The organism is Lactobacillus sp. X-49 (assembly GCF_057063645.1).
Window position 1 is genome coordinate 24,746 of the sequence record NZ_JBXSQM010000014.1, and the last position, 21,614, is coordinate 46,359.

Here is a 21,614-nt window from a genome sequence, read left to right on the forward strand (position 1 = left end):
AATATAAAATTATAATTGATCATTCCATGTTTTCTTTCATCTATGATAAGCTAAAAGAGAAACTGAGATTAATTAATAAAGGAGAAAAATATGAAAACAGGTACCCAAATAATCACATTAAACAATGGTTACCATCTATGGACTAATACCCAAGGACATGGAGACATCCATTTATTAGCACTTCATGGCGGACCTGGTGGCAATCACGAATATTGGGAAGACACCGCAGAACAGTTAGAAAAGCAAGGCTTAAATGTTCAAGTTACGATGTATGATCAATTAGGTTCACTCTATTCTGATCAGCCAGATTATTCTGATCCTAAGATTGCTGCTAAATATCTTACCTATGACTACTTCTTAGATGAAGTAGACGAGGTTCGTGCTAAATTAGGTCTAGATAATTTTTACTTAATTGGTCAAAGTTGGGGTGGATTACTTGTCCAAGAATATGCTGTTAAATATGGGCAGCATTTAAAAGGAGCAATTATTTCATCAATGGTTGATGAGATCGATGATTACGTTAAAGCTGTCAATCGTCGCCGTCAAGAAATCTTGTCGCAAACTGAAATCGATTTTATGCACGAATGCGAAAAAAATAATGATTACGCTAATCCCCGCTACCAAGAAGATGTTACTATCTTAAATATCAACTTTGTTGATCGGCGCCAACCATCTAAGCTATATCATTTAAAAGATCTTGGTGGCAATGCTGTTTATAACACTTTTCAAGGTGATAATGAATTCGTTATCACTGGCAAACTAAAAGATTGGCATTTTAGAGATCAGCTTAAAAATATTAAAGTACCAACTTTAATAACTTTTGGTGAAAATGAAACGATGCCAATTGCCACAGCAAAAATTATGCAAAAAGAAATCCCTAACTCTAAATTAGTAACTACTCCAGATGGTGGCCATCACCACATGGTTGATAATCCGAATGTTTATTATAAGCATCTAGCTGACTTTATCCGTGAAGTCGAAAGAAATTAAGTTAAAGGTAATAATTCTAAATAACAGCATCACATTTGAATTTTAAATTAGTGTAGTAATACTCAACTTTGATAATTATCAAAGTTGAGTATTTTCGTTTAAACTACAAGCACACACAAATCAGGTTAAATAGCAATAATTTTTATAAAAACATTTTATAATTTTTAATCTATAGAAGTTTATACACGCACATATATAAGTACATATCTATTTATAACTTATTAAAAAACATTCTGTCAAAAATTGCATAAATCAAAAGAAATCTATATAATTACCTATATATCGCTAATATTTAAACCGTAATTTATAATTCGCAGTATAAATATACTTTCAAAAACAACAAATTATTCAAAGCTAATAGTAGTATAAACAAGCATTTGTCTTCACAAAAATTGGAGATGAAAAAAATAAACATTTTTATAAAAATCATATTATTAATTAGCTTTATAGCATTTACTTTAAGTATGGCTTGGAGTATCTATTTATCATTTAACCCCCATATAAAACAAGAAAAATATACTACAAAGCAACGATCATTTAATACAATGCTACTAATAATTCCAGCAATGAATGAAATATCATGTCTTACAAAAAATATGGATGCATTACTTAGTCTTCACGATCAATGCAAAAATAATTTCAATCTTAAATTGGTTTTCATTGATGATGATTCTAATGATGGTACCACAGAATTATTGCAGAAATACTCCTTCATAAATAATGTTATTGTTATTCATCGAGTTAAGCCTCATGCTCAAGAAGGCAAAGGACCTGCTCTAGAAGATGCTATTAAAAGAATTTCTCATATTGACACTCCCCAAAGTACACTCATAGGAATTGTTGATGCCGATAGTCATTTAAACAGTAATTATTTAATAAAAGTTTGGCATGCTTTTGAATATTCGAACTATGACTTAGTACAAACACGAGTAGACATCTTTAATACTGATTCTAATTTAATCAATATGCAGAATTTTGAATTATCAATTTACAACGGGTTACTACAGATGATTCGTACCAATTGGGGATCAGCTTTGGCATCTGGCAATGGACAATTTGTTACTATGTCGATGGCGCAGGACATCGGTTGGTCAACTTCATTACTGGAAGATTGTGAATTTTCATTAAGAGGATTACTTAAAGGATATTTTGGCACTTTCATCAATATTGATAGTGTTCAACAAGAAGGTGTCAAAACTATTAAAAAACTAATTAGACAACGTATACGCTGGTGTCAAGGCGGTTTGCAATGTTTAACCAAATATGGTTTTAAAATTATTAAATCCAATAAAATACCGATTATGATTAAAGTTGATATTATTTTATTTTTAACAATGCCTTATTTATCGATTATAATTACGCCAGCCTCTATTATTTCCTTTCTTGTCTTAATTTTTTATGCAAATACAAATTTCGTACTTAGTTTCAGTATATTACTTGCGTTGCTATGTATCGAATACACAACTAATACTTTAATGGTTTTAAAACAATTAAAGGCCTCCGAAGGCAATATTAAATTGAGTTTTAATCAAATTATAAAAAATGTTTTCAGTTTTAGTTTATATCGCTGGGTATTGGCTATTGTTCCCTTTTGTTCAATTGTGAGACAATTAAGTGGACACAATTCATGGGATAAAACCAGCCATTCTTAATTAATACAATACTAGAAAAGCGCTAAACCGGACGTGGTTTAGTGCTTTTCTAGTATCATTAGTTTGTATCAAATAAGATATATAATTTTATAATTAGTCCTTTAAATGTGAATATTACAATATAACTGTAGCTAAAACATCAAGGAAATAATATCCTTTATTTTGTTTTACAACGTCTTTAACTGAAATAGGTTGATGAACAATTTCTACATAATATTTACAATTAAAACATGTATTTTTTTCTTTAGTTAATAATACATTAAGTTTTGCATCTTTTCTAAACAACTGGTTAAAACACTATCCACACCATTTTTGGGATTTGATCATCATTGATCTAACAACTATCTAAAACTTAGCGTCTGGCTTGTGTCCGTTAATTGCTGTTCTAATCATCATTGATCTAACAACCATCTAAAACCTAGTCAGAGTAGCGGAGATAAGGTTAACCGTTCTAATCATCATTGATCTAACAACCATCTAAAACTACATGTTGACGAATTGTATACCAATAATAGTTCTAATCATCATTGATCTAACAACCATCTAAAACTGAGCCTAGTACCTACTTGACGCTAGTGCCGTTCTAATCATCATTGATCTAACAACCATCTAAAACTTGCAGTAGCTAATGTGCAAGTAACTTTGGGTTCTAATCATCATTGATCTAACAACCATCTAAAACTTACTTACCCTTCTTCCGTAGAGTGAGGTAGTTCTAATCATCATTGATCTAACAACCATCTAAAACACCTACTCAAAGTATTCTTAGGAATATTTAGTTCTAATCATCATTGATCTAACAACCATCTAAAACCGTTTTTTACTCGTTTTTTAGGTTCTGAATGTTCTAATCATCATTGATCTAACAACCATCTAAAACGCGGTGGTCAGTCGCGATTGAATTGCAGATGTTCTAATCATCATTGATCTAACAACCATCTAAAACAGCATTTCCATGAACACAAATATGTTTTTTGTTCTAATCATCATTGATCTAACAACCATCTAAAACAAGGTTTGGACGCAATTACTGGTAAGAATGGTTCTAATCATCATTGATCTAACAACCATCTAAAACTATTTCATACGTAATACTGTCGTGTAATTTGTTCTAATCATCATTGATCTAACAACCATCTAAAACGCAATGTATGAAATTCTGGAGCATTTTTCTGTTCTAATCATCATTGATCTAACAACCATCTAAAACAGCACCAAATACACTATAGCACAACTATCTGTTCTAATCATCATTGATCTAACAACCATCTAAAACTAGTTATGGAGGGTCTAAAAGACTTATATAGTTCTAATCATCATTGATCTAACAACCATCTAAAACACCTGAATCATAAATTCAATTTGAGTTCTCGTTCTAATCATCATTGATCTAACAACCATCTAAAACCAACAATCCAATTGGGCCTAATTTCTTTGAGTTCTAATCATCATTGATCTAACAACCATCTAAAACTTAGTTCTTGATTAGATTTAAAGCTTTGTAGTTCTAATCATCATTGATCTAACAACCATCTAAAACAGAAAAAGAGCACCGTATATTGATATCGCCGTTCTAATCATCATTGATCTAACAACCATCTAAAACCACTTTGGGCAAACTTTAGTTACTGCAATTGTTCTAATCATCATTGATCTAACAACCATCTAAAACACAATACTTCCCACTTTTTGTGGATCAAGAGTTCTAATCATCATTGATCTAACAACCATCTAAAACGTTTGTTTTGGTAATTTTTAATTTTGTTTGGTTCTAATCATCATTGATCTAACAACCATCTAAAACCGATATTTTATAATAAAGTTTTAATATAGATGTCAGTACAAATCGATTAGATCCTGATCAATATAATAAAATTGCACACCCTCAGGTACAACCAATAAATCTGGGGATGTAAATTCTAAAAGGACTACCATCCTATTCATTTGTTGAGCTAAACTTGATAACTCTATCAATTGATCCCGTTCTAAATAGTGTGTCAAATTACACATCACAGGGATCGATTTCAAGTTACATGATTGATGAATTTTCAGAACCAGATCTATTATAGCATATGGATTCTTAGTAAATTTAGAATCTATGTGTAAATCAACAAATTTTAAAAGTTTTTTCAAATCATCATCAAACTCAATTATTAATGGTAAATCTTCCAGCATTAATGAATCATCAATAGCTCCCTCTAAATTTTGCAATGCGACAAAAATTTGATTTCGATTATTTTCGTTAATATTAGCAATATAACTATTTAAAATATTTGACATGTGTTTTTTAATTATATTATCACTCAAAAGTGGATCACCAACAAAATCAGATGTTTTAGCAATATCAAGTGAATCATAACTGTCATCTGCACAAATTAGCATTTCATTCTGACACTGAAATGCCTGCACTAAATCACGAAAAGCAATTGGACTTTGCGTGGCAATAATTTTTATTCCAGAGTTAGTCAGTACCCATTTCTTGTGAGTCAAATACGATAAAATCATAAAATCACTGTCCTATCCGACATATTGCGTACATCTTCTATAGGTTTCCCTACCAAAAAGTGCATATCGTTATATTGCTTTTCCGTGACCATTAATGACTGTACTATACCGCCTTTAGGCAAAAACTTTTTGACTCTCTTTTCTAAAAATTGTGCCGTCTGTCGCGTCACACAAACGCGAACATAAACAGAATACTGCATCATCAAAAACCCCTCATTAATTAACTTCTTACGAAATTGTCTATATTCCTTTCTTTGTTGTGCTGTTTCCGTTGGCAAATCAAACATTATCATTAAACGCATTATTCGGTACCTCATTTGTTAAATTCATCTCCATTTCTGGTAACCCGCAATTATCATTACTTAGAAAAGTTAAACAATGGCGTGTGTAGTCTGCAATCGCATTAGTTAACAACGTCTTTTTACCATTAAAATTAATTTCCAAACTCAATAGTTCAACTAATCCATACTTAATATCTGGCGTTAACTCCTTGATTTTCTCATTAGCCTTAACCCAATAATCGACAAATGGTCTAAATGGTTCCATTAAATCTGATGCCAAATTAAATTGATTTTCTTCAGAGCAGTGATGAATTCCTAAATAAGTAGAATAACCATTAATTGCAATTTCACGGTTAAAACTCGACAGTAGAATTGCATAACCATAATCAAGAGCAGCATTAATTGCACATGGATTACGGCGAACAAAGGTCTTGTCAAACAATATCATAAAATATTTTCTTGCAGCAGCCGCTTCACGATTACTGCAATCATTTAATTCCAATTGATTCAGTTCATCATAAACAGTTTGGGTATTCAAGTGATAATTTTCTAAAACCTTTATCTGATTTGTGATTTTTTTATTAACAATCATTGTCCAAAGTTTTTCTTTGCGATCCTGATCCCAATTAACTTGTTCAACCAATTTTTTCATTTTTCTAGCACCCGGATAATAATCAACTGTCTCAGTTACTGGATTACTCTTCTCATCCACAAAGATTACTTTTGCCTGATTTTGAGCTAGTTTACTAATCAATGCGCTTGAAATTACTGCTTGTGTCGTTGAGACTAGTAGTAAATTAATATCCTCAATTGGTATTTGATTAATACCATCACGCGTTTGTACAACCATCATGTTCATTGTATAAGTTAATTTCGCATGTTGGGTAATAATTACGGAACGCCATCCCATAGAATTCCTCCTTGCATCTTTTACTAAAAATGTTATAATTTATTTGTCAGGTAGCTCCTGACAGATGATTTCTGATCATCATTGATCTAACAACCAAATTTTAAAATCAAACAAACATCATTAGGTGTAAGTTTTAACGCGATATTTATATCGTCCCGCCTCAGCTCTATAGCGGAGGTTTTTTTATAAAGTAAAAAAGGAACCGGATTTTTCGGTTCCTTTTTTTGCTTTATAAATCCGTAACTTTAACTCTCTTCTCGAATAAACCAGTTGGTGATTGAAAAACCAGTTTAGCATTTTGTGAAAGTTTGATACCACTTGCTACTTGCATCTTGCCAAATGGAGTTTTAATCCCAATTAATTTAAGATCTCCAAATTTTGGATTATCATGTAGACCATTCAACAATTCTTTTAAAATTTTCTCTTTATCATTGGTTTCAAGACTAATAAATTTCTCACGCCCTTGATGCAGACCTTCTATGAACCTATTTATTTCAAATAATGGCAAATACTTATCAACCTTTGCTAAAATTTCATCATAAGCAGATATAAACAGCATATCTTTATCTTCAGTTTTCTCAATGTGGCCGGAAACAATCCGCATTGTCTCTTGCGATAAGGTTAATTGTTTTGCATTATACATATATGCCGAACTTGATAGTGCAAATTTTCGATCACCATCAATGACTACTTGTTTATTTAATAAATGGCCATCAAGAATGGTAAAGTTTTCCACACCACGTTTAGGTTTTCCTTTTTTGTCATACATTATTAAGGGCTCTAAGATTTGCTTAAGAACCTCATTATAATTTCCAACTTTTTTAGCCTTCTTAAGATCCGCAAGACCGCGCATTGGTACTCCTACTACCCGATAGATAGTATCTTTTATACTAGTAATTTTAACAAGAGCCATGTAGGCATCAGTATTGCCACTATAACCACCATAAATTTTAGTATCTAATCCTTCACCTTTCGGAATTAGGCTTCTAGTTTTAGCAGTATCGCGCTCAGCACGTGGATAAATAGTCATATTAAACATTGCTTGATCTTCTGAAGTGGTTTCACGTGATACTAACATATATTTATAATTATAAGCTTTTCGTAATTTGTCAAAAATATCTGGATGTTTATAAAAGACGATCTGATTGCTGTTGTTTTCTCGAATCTCTTCCGGTGCTTTTCGCTCTTTAGTATCTTTTTGCAATAATGGCCAAATGAAACTAAAAGTCTTTACCTGTTCAATAGTTTCATCTTGTACTTTTTCACTTTCTTTAAACTTTTTGAATTTTCCATAAACAAAGAACGGTCGTAATTTTGGATAAACTTGATACAAGAAGTTAGCGCAAATAACTGACAGATAAGCATCAAGTGCATGATGATAATCATTAACCGCTCTACTCTTATATAACTGTAACCTTTTACGTAAAGCAGAATTATAACTGGCCTTAACCACAACAATTTCAGAATCAGGATATTTGCTTTGCAATATAACTGAAACCAGTTTAATAATTTGGCTTGTTTCAACTAATTGTCTATTAATAAATCCAGAACGTTGGTATTTACTTATATGGTCAGGATCTAGTAAAAGGTTCCCTAGCTTACGTTTAGTAATTAAGCCATCTTCCTGCCATTTTTTCCACATTTCACCTACGGTCATATTAATATCGGCTATACTTTTATTAGCAAAATGCTTATATGGCACATCATCAGATTTTGCTGCATTTAGTGCCTTAGAAGTTAAAACACGATTATCTAATGAATCATCTTTGACAAATGACTGCGGTAAAATATGATCTATTTCATATCGTGATGTAATTTCATCAATATTAATTTTTTTACCAGTGTATGCATCCCTGCCACCCTGCATGAAATAGAGGAAATACTTATCTTGATCTAGTTTTCGAGCAGTCATGTTATTCTTCAAAGAATTAACTAGGTCTTTATCTACAATTTCCTTTGCAGTATCTTGATAAGCTTTGAGTAATTTACTACCTCTTAATTGGGACAACTTTGGATTTTTATCAGGCTCACGTGTAAATTCAATTGCAAATTGTGCCGGAGCCTTGCCATCAGCCGCTTTGACAACATCATCAACTACTTTTATTACTTGCCTAATTGCCTTCTTATTAGCAGGTGAAGTATATGCATCAGCTAAAATAGCTTCAATTCCATTATCTTCAGTAACTTGGGCATTTTCTTTAGTAATTGCTGCTTTAAAGTCTGGCTGTGTAACAATTTGCATAAAGTTATTTTCACTAGCCCACAACAATTCAATAATATTTTTCTTATTGCTATCACGTAGTTCTTGCAATAATTTCTTTGATAAACGCCCCCAACCTTTTAGATGCCAATTGGCTAAAGCTTTAATTTGTTCTTCTGTTAACCACTTAATTGTATGCAATTCTGCTTGACGTATCTTTTTATCTTCAAAAATCGAAGATAATTCGATTATTTTTTCAAAATCTGCTTGATAATTAGGATCATCAAGTTGCTTATCAAAAAGCTTCATTTTTTTAAGCTTATGATAACTAGATAAACTAGAATTAAATTTTTTAGGATCGGCTAAGCCTTTAATTTCAATGTATTCAAGATGTTGATTTTGTTTTAAATAATTAGTTAATTCTTCAACTTTAACTATTTTGTTTTGCATAAACAAATCATTATAAATAGCCTGCTTTAGTTGGGGATCAAGTCGTTTTTTATTGATTTTAACATTATTAAGTTCATTCAAAACTTCATATTTTTGGTACAACAAACTATTAGCAGGTAAAACATCTTCACCAAGTAAATAAGTATCCTTAATTGTCATGCGTGTGATGAATTTTCTGGCCGATTGATGAGTATCTACTACTTGTTCAAAGTTCCACGGTGTTATCGCGTCATCGCTTTTGCGAATCATCCATGCAAAATTTTTATTTGATGTTTCTTTTTGTTGATCAGTAGTGATCATTGGGCCAACATAATATGGCACTCTGAATCTTACTAACTCATCAAGTTTATAAGGAGCCTGCTTTAAATGCTCTTCAACTGGATTTAATTCAGCCAAAAATGGATAGTATTTACTCTGCATTGCAATAATTTGATCAAGCTCAATTTGATGAAGCTGATAAGGAATTACACCATTACTGTTAATTCGCTGTTTAGGCATAAACTTATCTTGTTCAATTTCTTGGATAATTTGGATAGATGCTTCAGAATCATCGAGATTATCTTGGACTATTTTATAAAATTCCTCTTTACTTAAAACACCACTACCCTTATGCCATTTTTTTAATGTTGTTTTAGCTTCAAGTAATCGTCCATGACGATAATTAACGTATAAATCATAGGCAAGCCTTAAATTTTCAGCTTTTTGCTTATCATGATGATTCTTAGCCACACTTTTAAGTAGCTTGTAATCACTACCATGCTGTTTATATTTTTCCACCATGGATTGTGATAAGGTCATCCCTTCATAGACAATATTACTTAATGTAATTGCGCCAAACAACTTACGAATTTCGGCAATAATTGTTTCCTCTTGCTCATTTAGCTCAGTTAAAAGCGATTCCAATTTGTCATCTGCATCTGCGTCGGTTAGTTTAAATTCCCAACTTCCTTTATCGATTTTATCAATTTCTTTATTTAAAATTGTCTCAAATTGTGTCTTGTAACCCATTATGGCATTGGCAACTTGCTTAGCAACATTCTTAGCTGCTTTGTCACTTGAATCAACTAATAACTGTGCGATCTTCTTAACCTTATCTGACTTATACAGAGTACGCTCATCATCTTGACCGCGAATCACAGCTTCAATTTGTCCTGAATTTTCAATTTTAAACTGAATTGAATCCAGATTCTCATCTGTTAATTGACGATAACTATTATTTAAATCACTTAAAACAGGACCCACATCAATCTTTGAAGCATTAAAGTTATTAATAGACGTGTCTTGCAAGAAATTACCACGATATTTAACAATATGATGAATCGCTAAGAAAATCTCACGCAAATCAAAGCGCTTATCCTCAGTCATTAAAGCATGTCGTAAATGATAAATCGTCGGATATTTCTTATAAAACTCGCTATCTTCCTCTGCCGTTGGAAAAACAATTGCTGGGTACTTGGTACGCATTTTATCTAATGGTGAAATCCAAGATTTATGTAATCGTACAAAAAAGCTCGGATCTACTTGTGCCATTTCCTCAGCAAAAATTTCTTCTAATAGTCCTAAACGCCACTTTCTACGTTTAAGTCGTCTTCTGGTTGTTCTAAAACCACGCCGATCAGCTGCTGAATGACCTTCCTCAAATAAGTGCGAACCCAAAGCAGTTTTGCCGCGCAATTTCAATAAGTTATTTTTTTTATCAGTAACAGCCCAACCACAAGAATTTGTCCCGATATCGAGACCTAAAATATAATCATCATTTAATTTAGTCATTACAAGACCCCCTTCTAAAAACACATTTAATTTATTTGTTTTTATTATAATAACTCCAAAAGATAACGCATTCACTATTAATTTTTGAAAAACAGCAATTATTTTTACTTTACTTGATAGTTGTTTGCAATCGTTTCCAAATGATTTAAGCAAATTTGGCGTATACTTAAGAAAGGAGGTAAATTATGAAACAAATTAAGATTGGTAACACGAGTTTTACTAGTTCAGCGATTGCGCTAGGAATTATGCGGATGAACAAATTAACTATTGATAGCGCGGTCAAGACCTTAGAAACAGCGCATGATGTTGGCATTAATTATATTGATTCAGCCGATGTTTATGGTCATGGAAAGTCCGAAGAAGTTTTTGGAGATGCCTTAAAGAAGTCCTCACTTAAACGAGAAGATTTTTATATTCAATCAAAGACAGGGATTTATGAAGATCCGACACTTGATTACAAAACAACTCGGTATGACTTTTCTAAGCAATATATTATTAATGCAGTTGATGGCATACTTAAGCGGATGAATATTGATTACCTAGACAGCTTACTTTTACACCGTCCTGATGCACTAATGGATCCTGCAGAAGTCGGTGCTGCATTTGACGAATTGCAAAAAGATGGCAAAGTTCGCCATTTTGGGGTTTCAAATTTCAATCCCTGTCAAGTTGACTTGTTACAAGCTGGCATCAGCCAAAAACTACTGATCAACCAATTACAGTTCAGTGTTATGCATACTGGACCGATTGATTTTAATATTCATACTAATATGACCGACAATCGTAGTATTGACCACGATCGTGGTATCTTTGACTATTCAAGACTGCATCAAATGACTGTTCAAGCTTGGTCACCATTTCAATACGGTCAAATCGAGGGTAACTTTATTGGTAATCCAAAATTTCCGCAAGTTAACGATACCTTAGAAAAATTAGCCAAGCTAAAAGGGAGCTCTAAAAATGCAATCGCAGCCGCCTGGATTTTACGCTATCCAGCTAATATTCAAGTAATTATTGGTACCATGACACCAGAACATATTATTGATAGTGCAAAAGGTGCCGATATTGAATTGAGTGCTCAAGATTGGTATGACATTTATTTAGCTGCAGGAAATGATTTGCCATAAAAATTGGGGAGTACAAAAAACAAATAAAAAGCTGATAATCTTTGTTAAATAAACATAGATTTGTCAGCTTTTCTTTTTTCAGGCACTTTTATATTATTAAAATTTTAGGATTTACGATTATAACTATTAGGAATCCCTAGCTTTTGGCGATACTTTGAAATTACACGCCGGCTCAGATGGACATCTTGCTTGTTAAAAAGATCCACTATTTGTTGATCACTTAAAGGATTTTGGGGATTTTCATTTTTAAATATTTTGATTAGATTATACTCTATCTGTTCTTGAGATATATTTTCAGTAACTGAACGTGGAAAAAGTAATTTTAAACTAAAAATTTGATTTTGACACTGAAGATATTTATCCTTAATTGCCCTACTTATTGTACTTTGAGCTAATCCTAAGGCTTGGGAAACTTCTCTTAGACTCAATGGCTTTAAGTCTTGTTTATGCAAGGTTAATAAAAACTTATGTTGGTATTGTCCAACACATTGTCCTAGTCTTATGATGGTCCGCTGCCTTTCTTCAATAGCATGTTTCATTTCCAGATATTGTCGCTTTTGCGCAGAAAAATATTCCTTTTCACCAGACTGTGACTGCATTATAATAAATGCCTTTTCGTCAAACAATAATTCTGGCAATTGCGACTGAGCACTTTCAATAGTTAAACGGCCATCTTCCACTTTATAAATTAAATCAGGTACTAAGTATTGAGAATTATCATTATTCACATACTCACTAGCAGGAATCGGGTTTAGAGACTGAATACTAGTCAATGCATTAGTTAGTTCAATACGAGAAAAAGCAGAGCAGTTCCATTTTTCAGGACTGGCTAGTAATTGTAGTTGATTATTACGTAAAATTTGCAAAGCTATGGGATTAAAATCATTAATTTCAAGTGCTTGGATTAATAAACATTCACTGAGGTTGGTTGCACCAATTCCTAGCGGATCAAGTGTTTGTAACAATGTGCGAGCTTTTTCTAATTCTGGTAATGAAAATTCATTCATTCTTGCGATCTCGCTCAGAGAAATTCGCAAATAACCATCCTGATCTAGATTATAAATTAGTAACTTAACGGCTTGCTTATCCTTACTTTTCCAGTTATTCAAATTTACTTGCCAAAGCAAATGATCAATTAAGTTCTCTTTTACAGGTGATCTAATCCAATCTAAATTTTTCATTTCGTCCTTTGCTCCACGTAAACTAACAAAGGGATTGCTAATACATAAATCCTTCATGGCGTTTACTAAATCACGCCTACTATATGATAAGACTTTTAAATTTTGTTTTAACTTAGGTGACAAGAAAAGTCGTGTTACTAGTTGTTCCTGCGGCTTTAAAACCATTTTAGGCTTTTGATACATCACCTTATCTCCTATAAATCAAATACTTACTAGCTGAACTTCTACCACATTTTTATTCATGGAAAGATCTTCGATTACACTTGCATAATCAATTGACCGTGGCATCTCAATATCATATATATTAACATAAACGATATTATTCATTGCCTGCCTTACTTTAAAATCAACGTTTACCACAGTGATACCTTGCTTAGTAAAGTAATCGTTAATGAATTCTTTTGTTTCAACTTTATGTTTGTACTTTATTTCCAGCTTTTTCATAGGATGAATATTAATCAATTTTTTTGAAAAAACTAAAACAACAATAACGACTATTGAACCGGCAATTCCGATACTGTAGTCCCCCATTCCAAAAGCTAATCCAACACCAGCAACTGCCCATAAACTAGCCGCTGTTGTTAAACCCAAAATTGTTCGATGTTGAACCAAAATTGTTCCTGCTCCTAGAAATCCAATTCCTGAAACAACTTGTGCAATTAATCTTGCTTCATCGGCCCGAACAACTCCTGCTAATCTAGGCTTTGCTAGAGCAATTTGTAAGGCATCAAATCCAATTTTTTTCTGAATTAGAGCAATTATACATGCACCAACACAAACTAGAACATGTGTCTTGATTCCAGCAGGTCTATTTTTATGTTCACGATCAAAACCGATAACACTTGCAGTTATCACGGATAGTAATAGTCTGATAATAATTTCTGGTAGTGTTACCGCAACATTCACTCAAACCACTCCTATTAATCCTAAAATAATTGCTAAAATTAAAACACCAAGTAAAATCCAATTAACATTAACTTTTTTCGATAGTAACCAGTAGCAGCAGAGCGTTAAAAGTAAAGGAATTAGTCCCTTCCATAACTGATCAAAATAAGTTTGAATCAAAATCGGTTTACCACCAGTAATTGGAATACTCAGTTTTGATTTAAATTGAACCATTGTTGCTGTCATACAACCAATCATCATTAATCCCAATGTTGACGCAGCTTTATTCAATAATTGCATACTTCCACTTTTATACATGTCTTGAATAAAAGTGTCGCCCAGCGTAAACCCCATGTAAGTAAGATAATAACGTGCCAAAATGGATGGAACATTATAAATAATCAAAAATAACAAGGGACCCAAAACTGAACCTTGACTGGCTAAGCTAATACCTATACCAGCAGCAATTACACGTAGAACACCCCAAAAAATTGAATCGCCAATTCCAGACAGTGGTCCCATTAAAGAAGTTTTAATAGCAACCGTTGTTTCAGGATCAAAGTTCGGATCCTGAGCCGTTTTCTTTTCCATCGAAGCAACAAGTCCCATTACGAACGTACCAACATTCTGAGTAATGTTATACCAAGTAGTATGTCTCATCATAGCTTCACGATGTCCAGCTTTATCTTTTTCATAATATTTATCCAGTGCTGGCATGATTGAATACATGAATCCCGGTGCATGTGCTTTTGTTGCACCTACTCGACTTGCAAATACCGTAAATGATCTCCAAAAAATACGATTAATAATCTTTTTGTCTTGAGGTGAAACGCTTTTAGTTAATTTCATGAGAAAAAGTCCTCCTCTTCTTGCGTTGCTGTTGTTTCAGAATTATTGTTTGCAATTATCGCATCAGATTTAGCCAAGGTTTGCTTCTGCCTATTTTCTAGATCCATTAGTTGTTTATCACGCATCCATTGAATAGCAACGATAATAATACCCACAGCTGCTACTGCTACAGATGGAAGATTTAAATAGGCTGCTAAAACAAATCCTAAAAAGTAATATGGGGATAACTGCTTACTCCATAACATCCTCATCAAAATAGCAAAACCAACAGCTGGAAGAAGACCACCTGTTGCAGCTAATCCAGACATAAGATTAGCTGGGATTCGTGCAACTAACTGCTGAACAGGACGAGCACCAGCTAAAACAGCAAAAAAAGTTACTAACGAAAAAACAAAATAATTTAAAAACCACATGCCAAAATGGAGCCAGGTCAAACCTTTGACATTATCATCATTGGCTACTTTATCAACCATTGGAGCAAAGATGTTCATAACAACGTTTTTCATGAACATCAAAATAAATGCAGCAAATACGCCAATTGGAACAGCCAATGCAAGCGCCGCTTTTGTATTTACTCCTAAAGTAATAGCAAAAGTCGTTGCTAAGACGGTAGCTGTAACTGGTTCAGCCGAAAGTGCCCCACCAATATCAACCGCTCCCATAAAAATAGCTTCAAGAGAAGCGCCAATTAAAATACCAGTTTGCATATTACCCATAATTAAACCGGTAATTGTACCGACAATTAATGGACGTTCTATCATTGTCTGACCCCAGAGCCAATTACCACCGAGACAGACAAATACACATAACGCTGCCAAAAAAGCTGTTTGTATCATAGTTATCCTCCTTTACAGTAATTATTTTCCTTTCAATAAAGACTTAATTGGTGTTTTTACGTTACTAGGAACAACTTGATTAAATACTGGAATATCTAATTCAGCTAATTCCTTTAATGAAGTTAATTCTTGTTCAGATAGCATCAAAGTGGATGATAACTGAACTCCTTTATTTGCATCATTAGCAAAACGACCTACATTGGCAACATTAATTCCATCAATTTCTTTAACATTTTTAGCAATTTTAAGTGCATCTTCAATGTTATTAGTTAACGCAAAAATTCTCATATCACTTCCCTTAGGATTATTGAACACCTTAATTGCATCATCAACTGTTCGAATCAATAACTTCTTTCCCGTAGGAGTAGCCATTTTCAAAGTCATTTGAACCATGGTATTATTTGCCGCATTATCATTTGCAACAACAATTCCTGGCGTATTTAATTCTTTGGTCCACACTAGTGCAACCTGACCATGAATTAAACGGTCGTCTACTCTTAATTGTGCAATCATTTTTCTTCTCCCTATTCAAAAAAATCTCCATCTGCATCATTCGATTCAGTTTGACTATCATCAATTTGACATAATTCTACTTGGCTTTGATTAATTAAATCCTGTATGTGATCTCTGGTTAATTTCTCATTATCAAGTAAAACTGCCATTACGATCGCAAGATTAGTTTGAGTTACTACAAAAATATTTTTTTTATTAACTGCTTCTAAGACTACTTTTTGATTAACACTTCCTCCCTTTAAATCTGTGAAAATAACTGCTGGGTGCTGTGCATTTTCAATAAATCTTATAATTTGCTTTGTATAATCTGACTGATCGACATATGCATCAATTGTCTGTATCTTATCTCCCATGCCCGTTAAAATTTCAATTGAATTTTTTAAACCACTAGCAAAGTGGCCATGGCTTGCTACTAATATTTCTGTCATATTCTCTCCTTTTGTATCTTTGTGTTTCATTTCTTTATTAGCAATAATCATGCCAACTGCTAAAAATACATGTCTATTGGTATAAAAAAAGAAGTGTTTATTTTTTAAACACTTCTTTTTTTATGGTTAAACATTCCTATATAAACTGTTTAAACAATTCGTATAAAAGCGATATTTCATAATATGATATTTGGATATTGTACTTTAACTCAACTGGTTGAAAAATACTACGTGTAACCTTAAAAAAGATTTTTTCTTTCTCTGTTTTTGGTTGAACTATACTTGAATTACTCTTGCGCATCATTGTACGTTCAATCATTAATGCTATATGCATATAAAGATTCAATTTAACTTTGCCATCTAATTTTAAATTGTAAAAATCTTCGTATTTTTTATTAATTGTTTCTACTTCTTTTAATACCACCTCTGGGTTCAAAAAACTTAAACGTTCAGAAATTCCTTCTTTAGAAAAGAAACGCAATAATTGATCATTAAAACTTATCAATTGTTTCTTGGTTAAGTATGGGGCTAACCAATGATTTAGTTTATTCTCCCCCGTAGAATCCAATATATTATAAAGATTCATATGGTTAAATTCGACTTTTTCGCTAATATCAATCGTTGTTAAAACAAATAATGTCTGTTTAAAATACGACCAACTTTTACTAGATATTTTTTCTTTTAACTTATTATAGCCAATTGGGATAACCATAATATTATCTGGTAAATATTTCTGCATAATATCGCTAATCTTTTCTGCAATTCCTAAACCAGAAATACAAGAAACCAGAATATTGGTTGATTGAGAAAATCCTTCATAATATTTAGTATTGATCTGATAATCTTTTTCTGCTTCCTGCGCTATTTGCTTAAATGATAGATTTTGTTTCATTTTTAGAGCTAAGTCAAGAGCCGTCAAGGTTGTTAAATTATTAACTACTAGTAAATCGCCATTTAATTGTGAACTAATTTGGGTATAAAGCTGACTTAATGACCCCATATCAACCATTAAAATAAAACCATTAGATGTATTATAACTAGCAATCAATTTTTTTGTCTCTTCGATAATCGATGCAATGTTAGCTTCTATCGGCATATCAATTGCATCGAATAGATAATTATTACAAAGTGAATTAACAACAGTTTGAATACTGGTGGCTGTATTTTCACCATGAGCTACCATTAATCCACGTAATTGAATTTGCTCATCCACATAATCACTTAGTAAAATAGCCAAAATATTTGTTAATCCTTTATGACTTTGTATATCTAAAATTGGAAGCATATTATAAAAATTCTTGGCCACATGAAAGGCTCGTGGAAAATGATTTAAGATAATTGTACGTAATTTAGTACTGTTACAAATTGGTGTAAAATGATGCTCATAAAGTTCATATATAATTGTCTCTAAGTAATCTGCCGTTTTTAAACCAAACTGTTTTTTAATTACTTTTTCAAAAACTCTTTTATGCTGTAAATGTAATCCAGTTATTGATCCATCCCTTATAATAAATTTACTAATATTTTGAATCTGTAGCTTACACCTAGTTAGATTATCCTTAGAATAATTTGTACTTAAGTCTTTCAAGGAATTATTAATAAACATTAGTTCTTGGCTTAAACTAATGTTTGATGTAAAAATTGGTTCTTGTCTAGGATTAACAGTAATTGTTCCGTAATCCTTAAATGGTTGCAAATTATTTAATACCACATCTTTTAATGTTAAGTTTATAATATCATAATTGGACCAATCATGATATGCTGTGGCGCATGAAACTTTAATAACATTTTTTAAATAACCAATATTTCCTGCATGATCAATTTGCATTAATGCAGAAACAACTTCTTTATCTACCACTATCTTTTTGCTAAGTCGCTGTGCTTCTGTATAAAATAGTTCATTTAAAAGTTCTAATCGCTCGTCAACTGGCCTTGAAATCAGATTTGGTAGTTTAACCTGGACCGGTACTCTGCGTAAAAAAGTATCAAGTAAAACATTTTCTGGTTTTTCTGTAGTTGCCATTATTAGCCGAACATTAGCTTTAATTGGATGAACATTGTCTCCTACTTTATAAAACTGTCCTGAATCAATAAAGTTAAATAATTTTTCTTGATTTTCACTATTTAACCGATGAACTTCATCTAAGAAAAGATAACCATTATCAGCTTCTTTAAGTAGACCATTTTTTTCAGAATCTGCACCTGTAAAAGCTCCCCTCACATAACCAAATAGCATACTGGAAATTAATTCCGGATTATTAGCGTAATTAGCACAATTTAAAACAATATATGGCGACTTATCGGAAATAGCACCTTTACTTTTAGCATAATCATATAACTTATTAGCTAAAAAGCTTTTACCAGAACCCGATTTCCCTGTAATCAAAACATTTAGTCCATTAGGAGGATAAATAGCTGCTGCACATAACTGATTGATAATTTTCTTTAATGATCCATGATTTCCTATCACATTTTTAAAAACACCAGTAGCTGTTGGAGTAGTGTCACCAACAGAAATTTTTCGCCATTTTACAGGTCGCTCTTCGATTTTTTGAACCTTATTTTCTTTAACAAGCTGATTAAGGTAATGACTGACGACAGATCTAGATAGATTTAGTTTTCTTGCTAAGTCACTTGTACAAATTTCTTCGTCATCAGCTAATTCTTCTATTTTGTTTAAAACTATCTTTTGCGCCGTCCTCATGTTTTTACTCTCCTCAACTATGTATAGCTTTAGACTCAATTATATTCAATTATAGTTAATTTGTGAATTCGATTTCTTGAGTTGCTTTTAACAGTACTATGGAAGAAATATTTATTTAAAATACAGCTTGACATTATCTTTTTCATATTTTATAATCTTTTCATTAAGGTTGGAGGTAAATTTTAATGAATATCAATTTAAAACCTAACTTACAACTGAATAACCGCTATTACTTTAGCTATTTTAGATAAAGTTTGGGTTCATCATAGATGAATTCGAACATATTCTAGTTTGAATTTATCTATGATGGCTAAAGCCCTTTAAATTACGGTTAGCCACATAGTATCTGAGTGGTTAACCGCAATTATTGTTTAATATCAATTTGTGTACCCACTCAGAAATGAGTGGGTATTTTTGTCGTTACAGAATATGGAGGAAACACGATGAATATTAAAAAATTAATTGCAGGTATTAGTTTAGCCAGCTTATTAGTATTAGGTGGTTGTAGTAACAAAAAAGCTAATAGCACCGCAAGCGTAAAGCATGTTGGGGTTTTACAAGTTGTACAGCATCCTTCTTTAGATAAAGCCTACCAAGGTTTTAAAGAAGGACTAAAAGAAGGTGGCTACACGGAAGGCAAAAATCTTAAAATTGATTACCAAAACGCGCAAAATAGTCAAGATAATTTAAAAAGTATGAGCGAAAAATTAGTTAACGAAAAATCCGATTTAATACTAGGAATTGCTACACCGGCTGCTCAAAGTATTGCTAGTGCTACTCAAGATATTCCAACCGTGGTTACTGCAGTTACAGATTTAAAAGCAGCTAAACTAGTCAACTCAAACAAAAAACCCGGTCGCAATATTACAGGAACGACAGATATGGTTTCAATTGATAAACAAATCAGTTTACTTCTATCAATTGTTCCAAAGGCAAAAACAATCGGTGTTATGTACAATGCCGGAGAAGCAAATTCTAAAATTCAAGCCGATTTAGCTATCGCTGCTTTAAAGAAAGCTGGTGTAAAAGTCTTAGTTAAAACGGCTAATACGACAAATGACGTTCAACAAGTTACGGAAACACTTGCAGAAAAGGTTCAGGGAATTTACGTTCCAACTGATAATACTTTTGCCTCAGCAGCCTCAATTATTGGCAAAGTCGTCAAAGAAAAGAAGATCCCATTAGTAGCTGGTTCAACTGACCAAATTAAGACTGGTGGTTTAGCCTCGATTGGTATTGACTATGAAGAACTAGGAAAGCAAACTGGAAAAATGGCGGCCAAAATTTTAGATGGTAAAGCTAATCCAGCTGAGATGCCTGTTGAAAAAGCAAATCAATTAAAATTAGTCGTTAATAAAGAAATGGCCAAAGCTTTAGACATTAACCCCCACTCAATTAAGGCACCCAAATAAGATAGAAAGGTAACGTGAACGTTAATTATGATGAATACTTTTTGGGATCTATTTCTTTCAGCTACCTCACAAGGATTGCTATGGTCATTAATGGCAATCGGAGTTTATTTAACTTTTCGAATCTTAGATCTAGCCGATATGACTGCTGAGGGAAGTTTTCCTTTAGGTGGTGCTATTACCACAATGTGCTTAATTCAAGGTATTAATCCGATCTTAGCTACCCTAGCTGCATTTGGCGGGGGCTTAATTGCCGGTTTTGTCACAGGATTTTTAAACACCAAGTTAAAAATTCCATCATTACTAGCAGGAATTATCACAATGACCGGGTTGTACTCCATTACTTCGCGAGTAATGAATAACGCAGCCAATGTTTCACTTTTAGGTAAACAAACAATTTTTACAATTGCCCAAAATTGGGGTTTATCACGTAATAATGCCGTCATTATAATGGGGTTATTTATTGCCTTATTAGCTATTGGACTATTAGTCGTCTTTTTTAAAACCGAAATTGGTTTGGCAATGCGGGCAACTGGCGATAATTCCGAAATGAGTGCTGCTAATGGAATCAATACTCAAGCAATGAAAATTCTTGGTTATATGATCTCCAATGCCTGTATTGCTCTCTCAGGTGGACTCTTAGCACAAAATAATGGCTTTGCTGATCTTAATTCTGGCGTAGGTACAATTGTTATTGGATTAGCCGCTATTATTATTGCAGAAGTTTTAATTCGCCACTTATCAATTGGAGCCAGATTACTGACCCTAGTCTTAGGTGCTATTATTTATCGGTTAATATTAGCTCTAGTCTTTCAAATGAATGTTGAACCATCCGATGCTAAACTGGCTTCTGCACTAGTTCTGGTTGTTTGTTTGATACTGCCTAATTTTCATTTACCACACAATTTAAAGGGAAGGAAATAA

General features: G+C 32.7%; 16 protein-coding genes and 1 CRISPR repeat array. Of the genes, 5 read left to right on the top strand and 11 right to left on the bottom strand.

The genetic code is table 11. The annotated features are described in order from the left end of the window. The first annotated feature begins 90 nt into the window (after nt 1-90). Nucleotides 91-990, top strand: a complete 900-nt coding sequence (locus ACYIAQ_RS07350; protein ID WP_122017731.1) for a proline-specific peptidase family protein — start codon at nt 91-93, stop codon at nt 988-990. A gap of 464 nt (nt 991-1,454) precedes the next feature. Next, complete coding sequence (locus ACYIAQ_RS07355; RefSeq protein ID WP_483563187.1) at nt 1,455-2,642, top strand: glycosyltransferase family 2 protein; 1,188 nt, start codon at nt 1,455-1,457, stop codon at nt 2,640-2,642. Nucleotides 2,643-2,958: 316 nt separating this feature from the next. Then, nucleotides 2,959-4,446: a CRISPR direct-repeat array (repeat unit 36 nt; unit sequence GTTCTAATCATCATTGATCTAACAACCATCTAAAAC). Between the two features lie 32 nt (nt 4,447-4,478). On the opposite strand, the gene csn2 is transcribed toward ACYIAQ_RS07355, so the two are convergent. The 4 genes from csn2 to cas9 form a co-directional block, all read right to left on the bottom strand. Continuing rightward, a complete protein-coding gene (gene csn2, locus ACYIAQ_RS07360) occupies nt 4,479-5,147 on the bottom strand; it encodes a type II-A CRISPR-associated protein Csn2 (protein ID WP_483563188.1) in 669 nt (222 codons plus the stop codon). Further along, a complete protein-coding gene (gene cas2 / locus ACYIAQ_RS07365; RefSeq protein ID WP_305021738.1) occupies nt 5,144-5,449 on the bottom strand; it encodes a CRISPR-associated endonuclease Cas2 in 306 nt (101 codons plus the stop codon). Before cas2 ends, csn2 begins: the two co-directional genes overlap by 4 nt. Continuing rightward, nucleotides 5,427-6,338 (bottom strand): type II CRISPR-associated endonuclease Cas1, encoded by a 912-nt coding sequence (gene cas1 / locus ACYIAQ_RS07370; protein WP_483563189.1) that lies wholly within the window; start codon nt 6,336-6,338, stop codon nt 5,427-5,429. The genes cas2 and cas1 overlap by 23 nt, the downstream gene beginning before the upstream one ends. Before the next feature lie 229 nt (nt 6,339-6,567). Then, a complete protein-coding gene (gene cas9, locus ACYIAQ_RS07375; RefSeq protein ID WP_483563190.1) occupies nt 6,568-10,758 on the bottom strand; it encodes a type II CRISPR RNA-guided endonuclease Cas9 in 4,191 nt (1,396 codons plus the stop codon). Between the two features lie 185 nt (nt 10,759-10,943). Here cas9 and ACYIAQ_RS07380 point away from each other — a divergent pair, with 185 nt between their 5' ends. Then, nucleotides 10,944-11,885, top strand: coding sequence for an aldo/keto reductase (locus ACYIAQ_RS07380; protein WP_122022599.1), 942 nt, complete (start codon nt 10,944-10,946; stop codon nt 11,883-11,885). A gap of 104 nt (nt 11,886-11,989) precedes the next feature. Here ACYIAQ_RS07380 and rpoN read toward each other — a convergent pair whose 3' ends face one another. The 7 genes from rpoN to ACYIAQ_RS07415 form a co-directional block, all read right to left on the bottom strand. Next, the gene (gene rpoN / locus ACYIAQ_RS07385; protein ID WP_483563191.1) at nt 11,990-13,249 is read right to left on the bottom strand and encodes an RNA polymerase factor sigma-54; all 1,260 of its coding nucleotides are present in this window, start codon (nt 13,247-13,249) and stop codon (nt 11,990-11,992) included. An 18-nt stretch (nt 13,250-13,267) separates the two neighbouring features. Continuing rightward, nucleotides 13,268-13,972 carry an MgtC/SapB family protein gene (locus tag ACYIAQ_RS07390; RefSeq protein WP_483563192.1) on the bottom strand — a complete coding sequence of 235 codons (705 nt, stop codon included), beginning with the start codon at nt 13,970-13,972 and terminating at the stop codon, nt 13,268-13,270. Further along, nucleotides 13,973-14,800: a PTS system mannose/fructose/sorbose family transporter subunit IID gene (locus ACYIAQ_RS07395; RefSeq protein ID WP_122017723.1), complete on the bottom strand. Its 828-nt coding sequence runs from the start codon at nt 14,798-14,800 to the stop codon at nt 13,973-13,975. Then, the gene (locus tag ACYIAQ_RS07400) at nt 14,797-15,636 is read right to left on the bottom strand and encodes a PTS mannose/fructose/sorbose/N-acetylgalactosamine transporter subunit IIC (RefSeq protein ID WP_483563193.1); all 840 of its coding nucleotides are present in this window, start codon (nt 15,634-15,636) and stop codon (nt 14,797-14,799) included. The genes ACYIAQ_RS07395 and ACYIAQ_RS07400 overlap by 4 nt, the downstream gene beginning before the upstream one ends. A gap of 21 nt (nt 15,637-15,657) precedes the next feature. Then, a complete protein-coding gene (locus ACYIAQ_RS07405) occupies nt 15,658-16,149 on the bottom strand; it encodes a PTS sugar transporter subunit IIB (protein ID WP_122017721.1) in 492 nt (163 codons plus the stop codon). Between the two features lie 11 nt (nt 16,150-16,160). Next, the gene (locus ACYIAQ_RS07410; protein ID WP_483563194.1) at nt 16,161-16,577 is read right to left on the bottom strand and encodes a PTS sugar transporter subunit IIA domain-containing protein; all 417 of its coding nucleotides are present in this window, start codon (nt 16,575-16,577) and stop codon (nt 16,161-16,163) included. 136 nt (nt 16,578-16,713) lie between these two features. Then, complete coding sequence (locus ACYIAQ_RS07415) at nt 16,714-19,281, bottom strand: sigma 54-interacting transcriptional regulator (protein ID WP_483563195.1); 2,568 nt, start codon at nt 19,279-19,281, stop codon at nt 16,714-16,716. A gap of 443 nt (nt 19,282-19,724) precedes the next feature. Between ACYIAQ_RS07415 and ACYIAQ_RS07420 the strand changes: the two genes are divergently transcribed. Further along, on the top strand, nt 19,725-20,693 hold the full coding sequence (locus ACYIAQ_RS07420) for an ABC transporter substrate-binding protein (protein ID WP_483563196.1): 969 nt from the start codon (nt 19,725-19,727) through the stop codon (nt 20,691-20,693). A 30-nt stretch (nt 20,694-20,723) separates the two neighbouring features. Beyond that, nucleotides 20,724-21,614 carry an ABC transporter permease gene (locus tag ACYIAQ_RS07425; protein WP_122022620.1) on the top strand — a complete coding sequence of 297 codons (891 nt, stop codon included), beginning with the start codon at nt 20,724-20,726 and terminating at the stop codon, nt 21,612-21,614.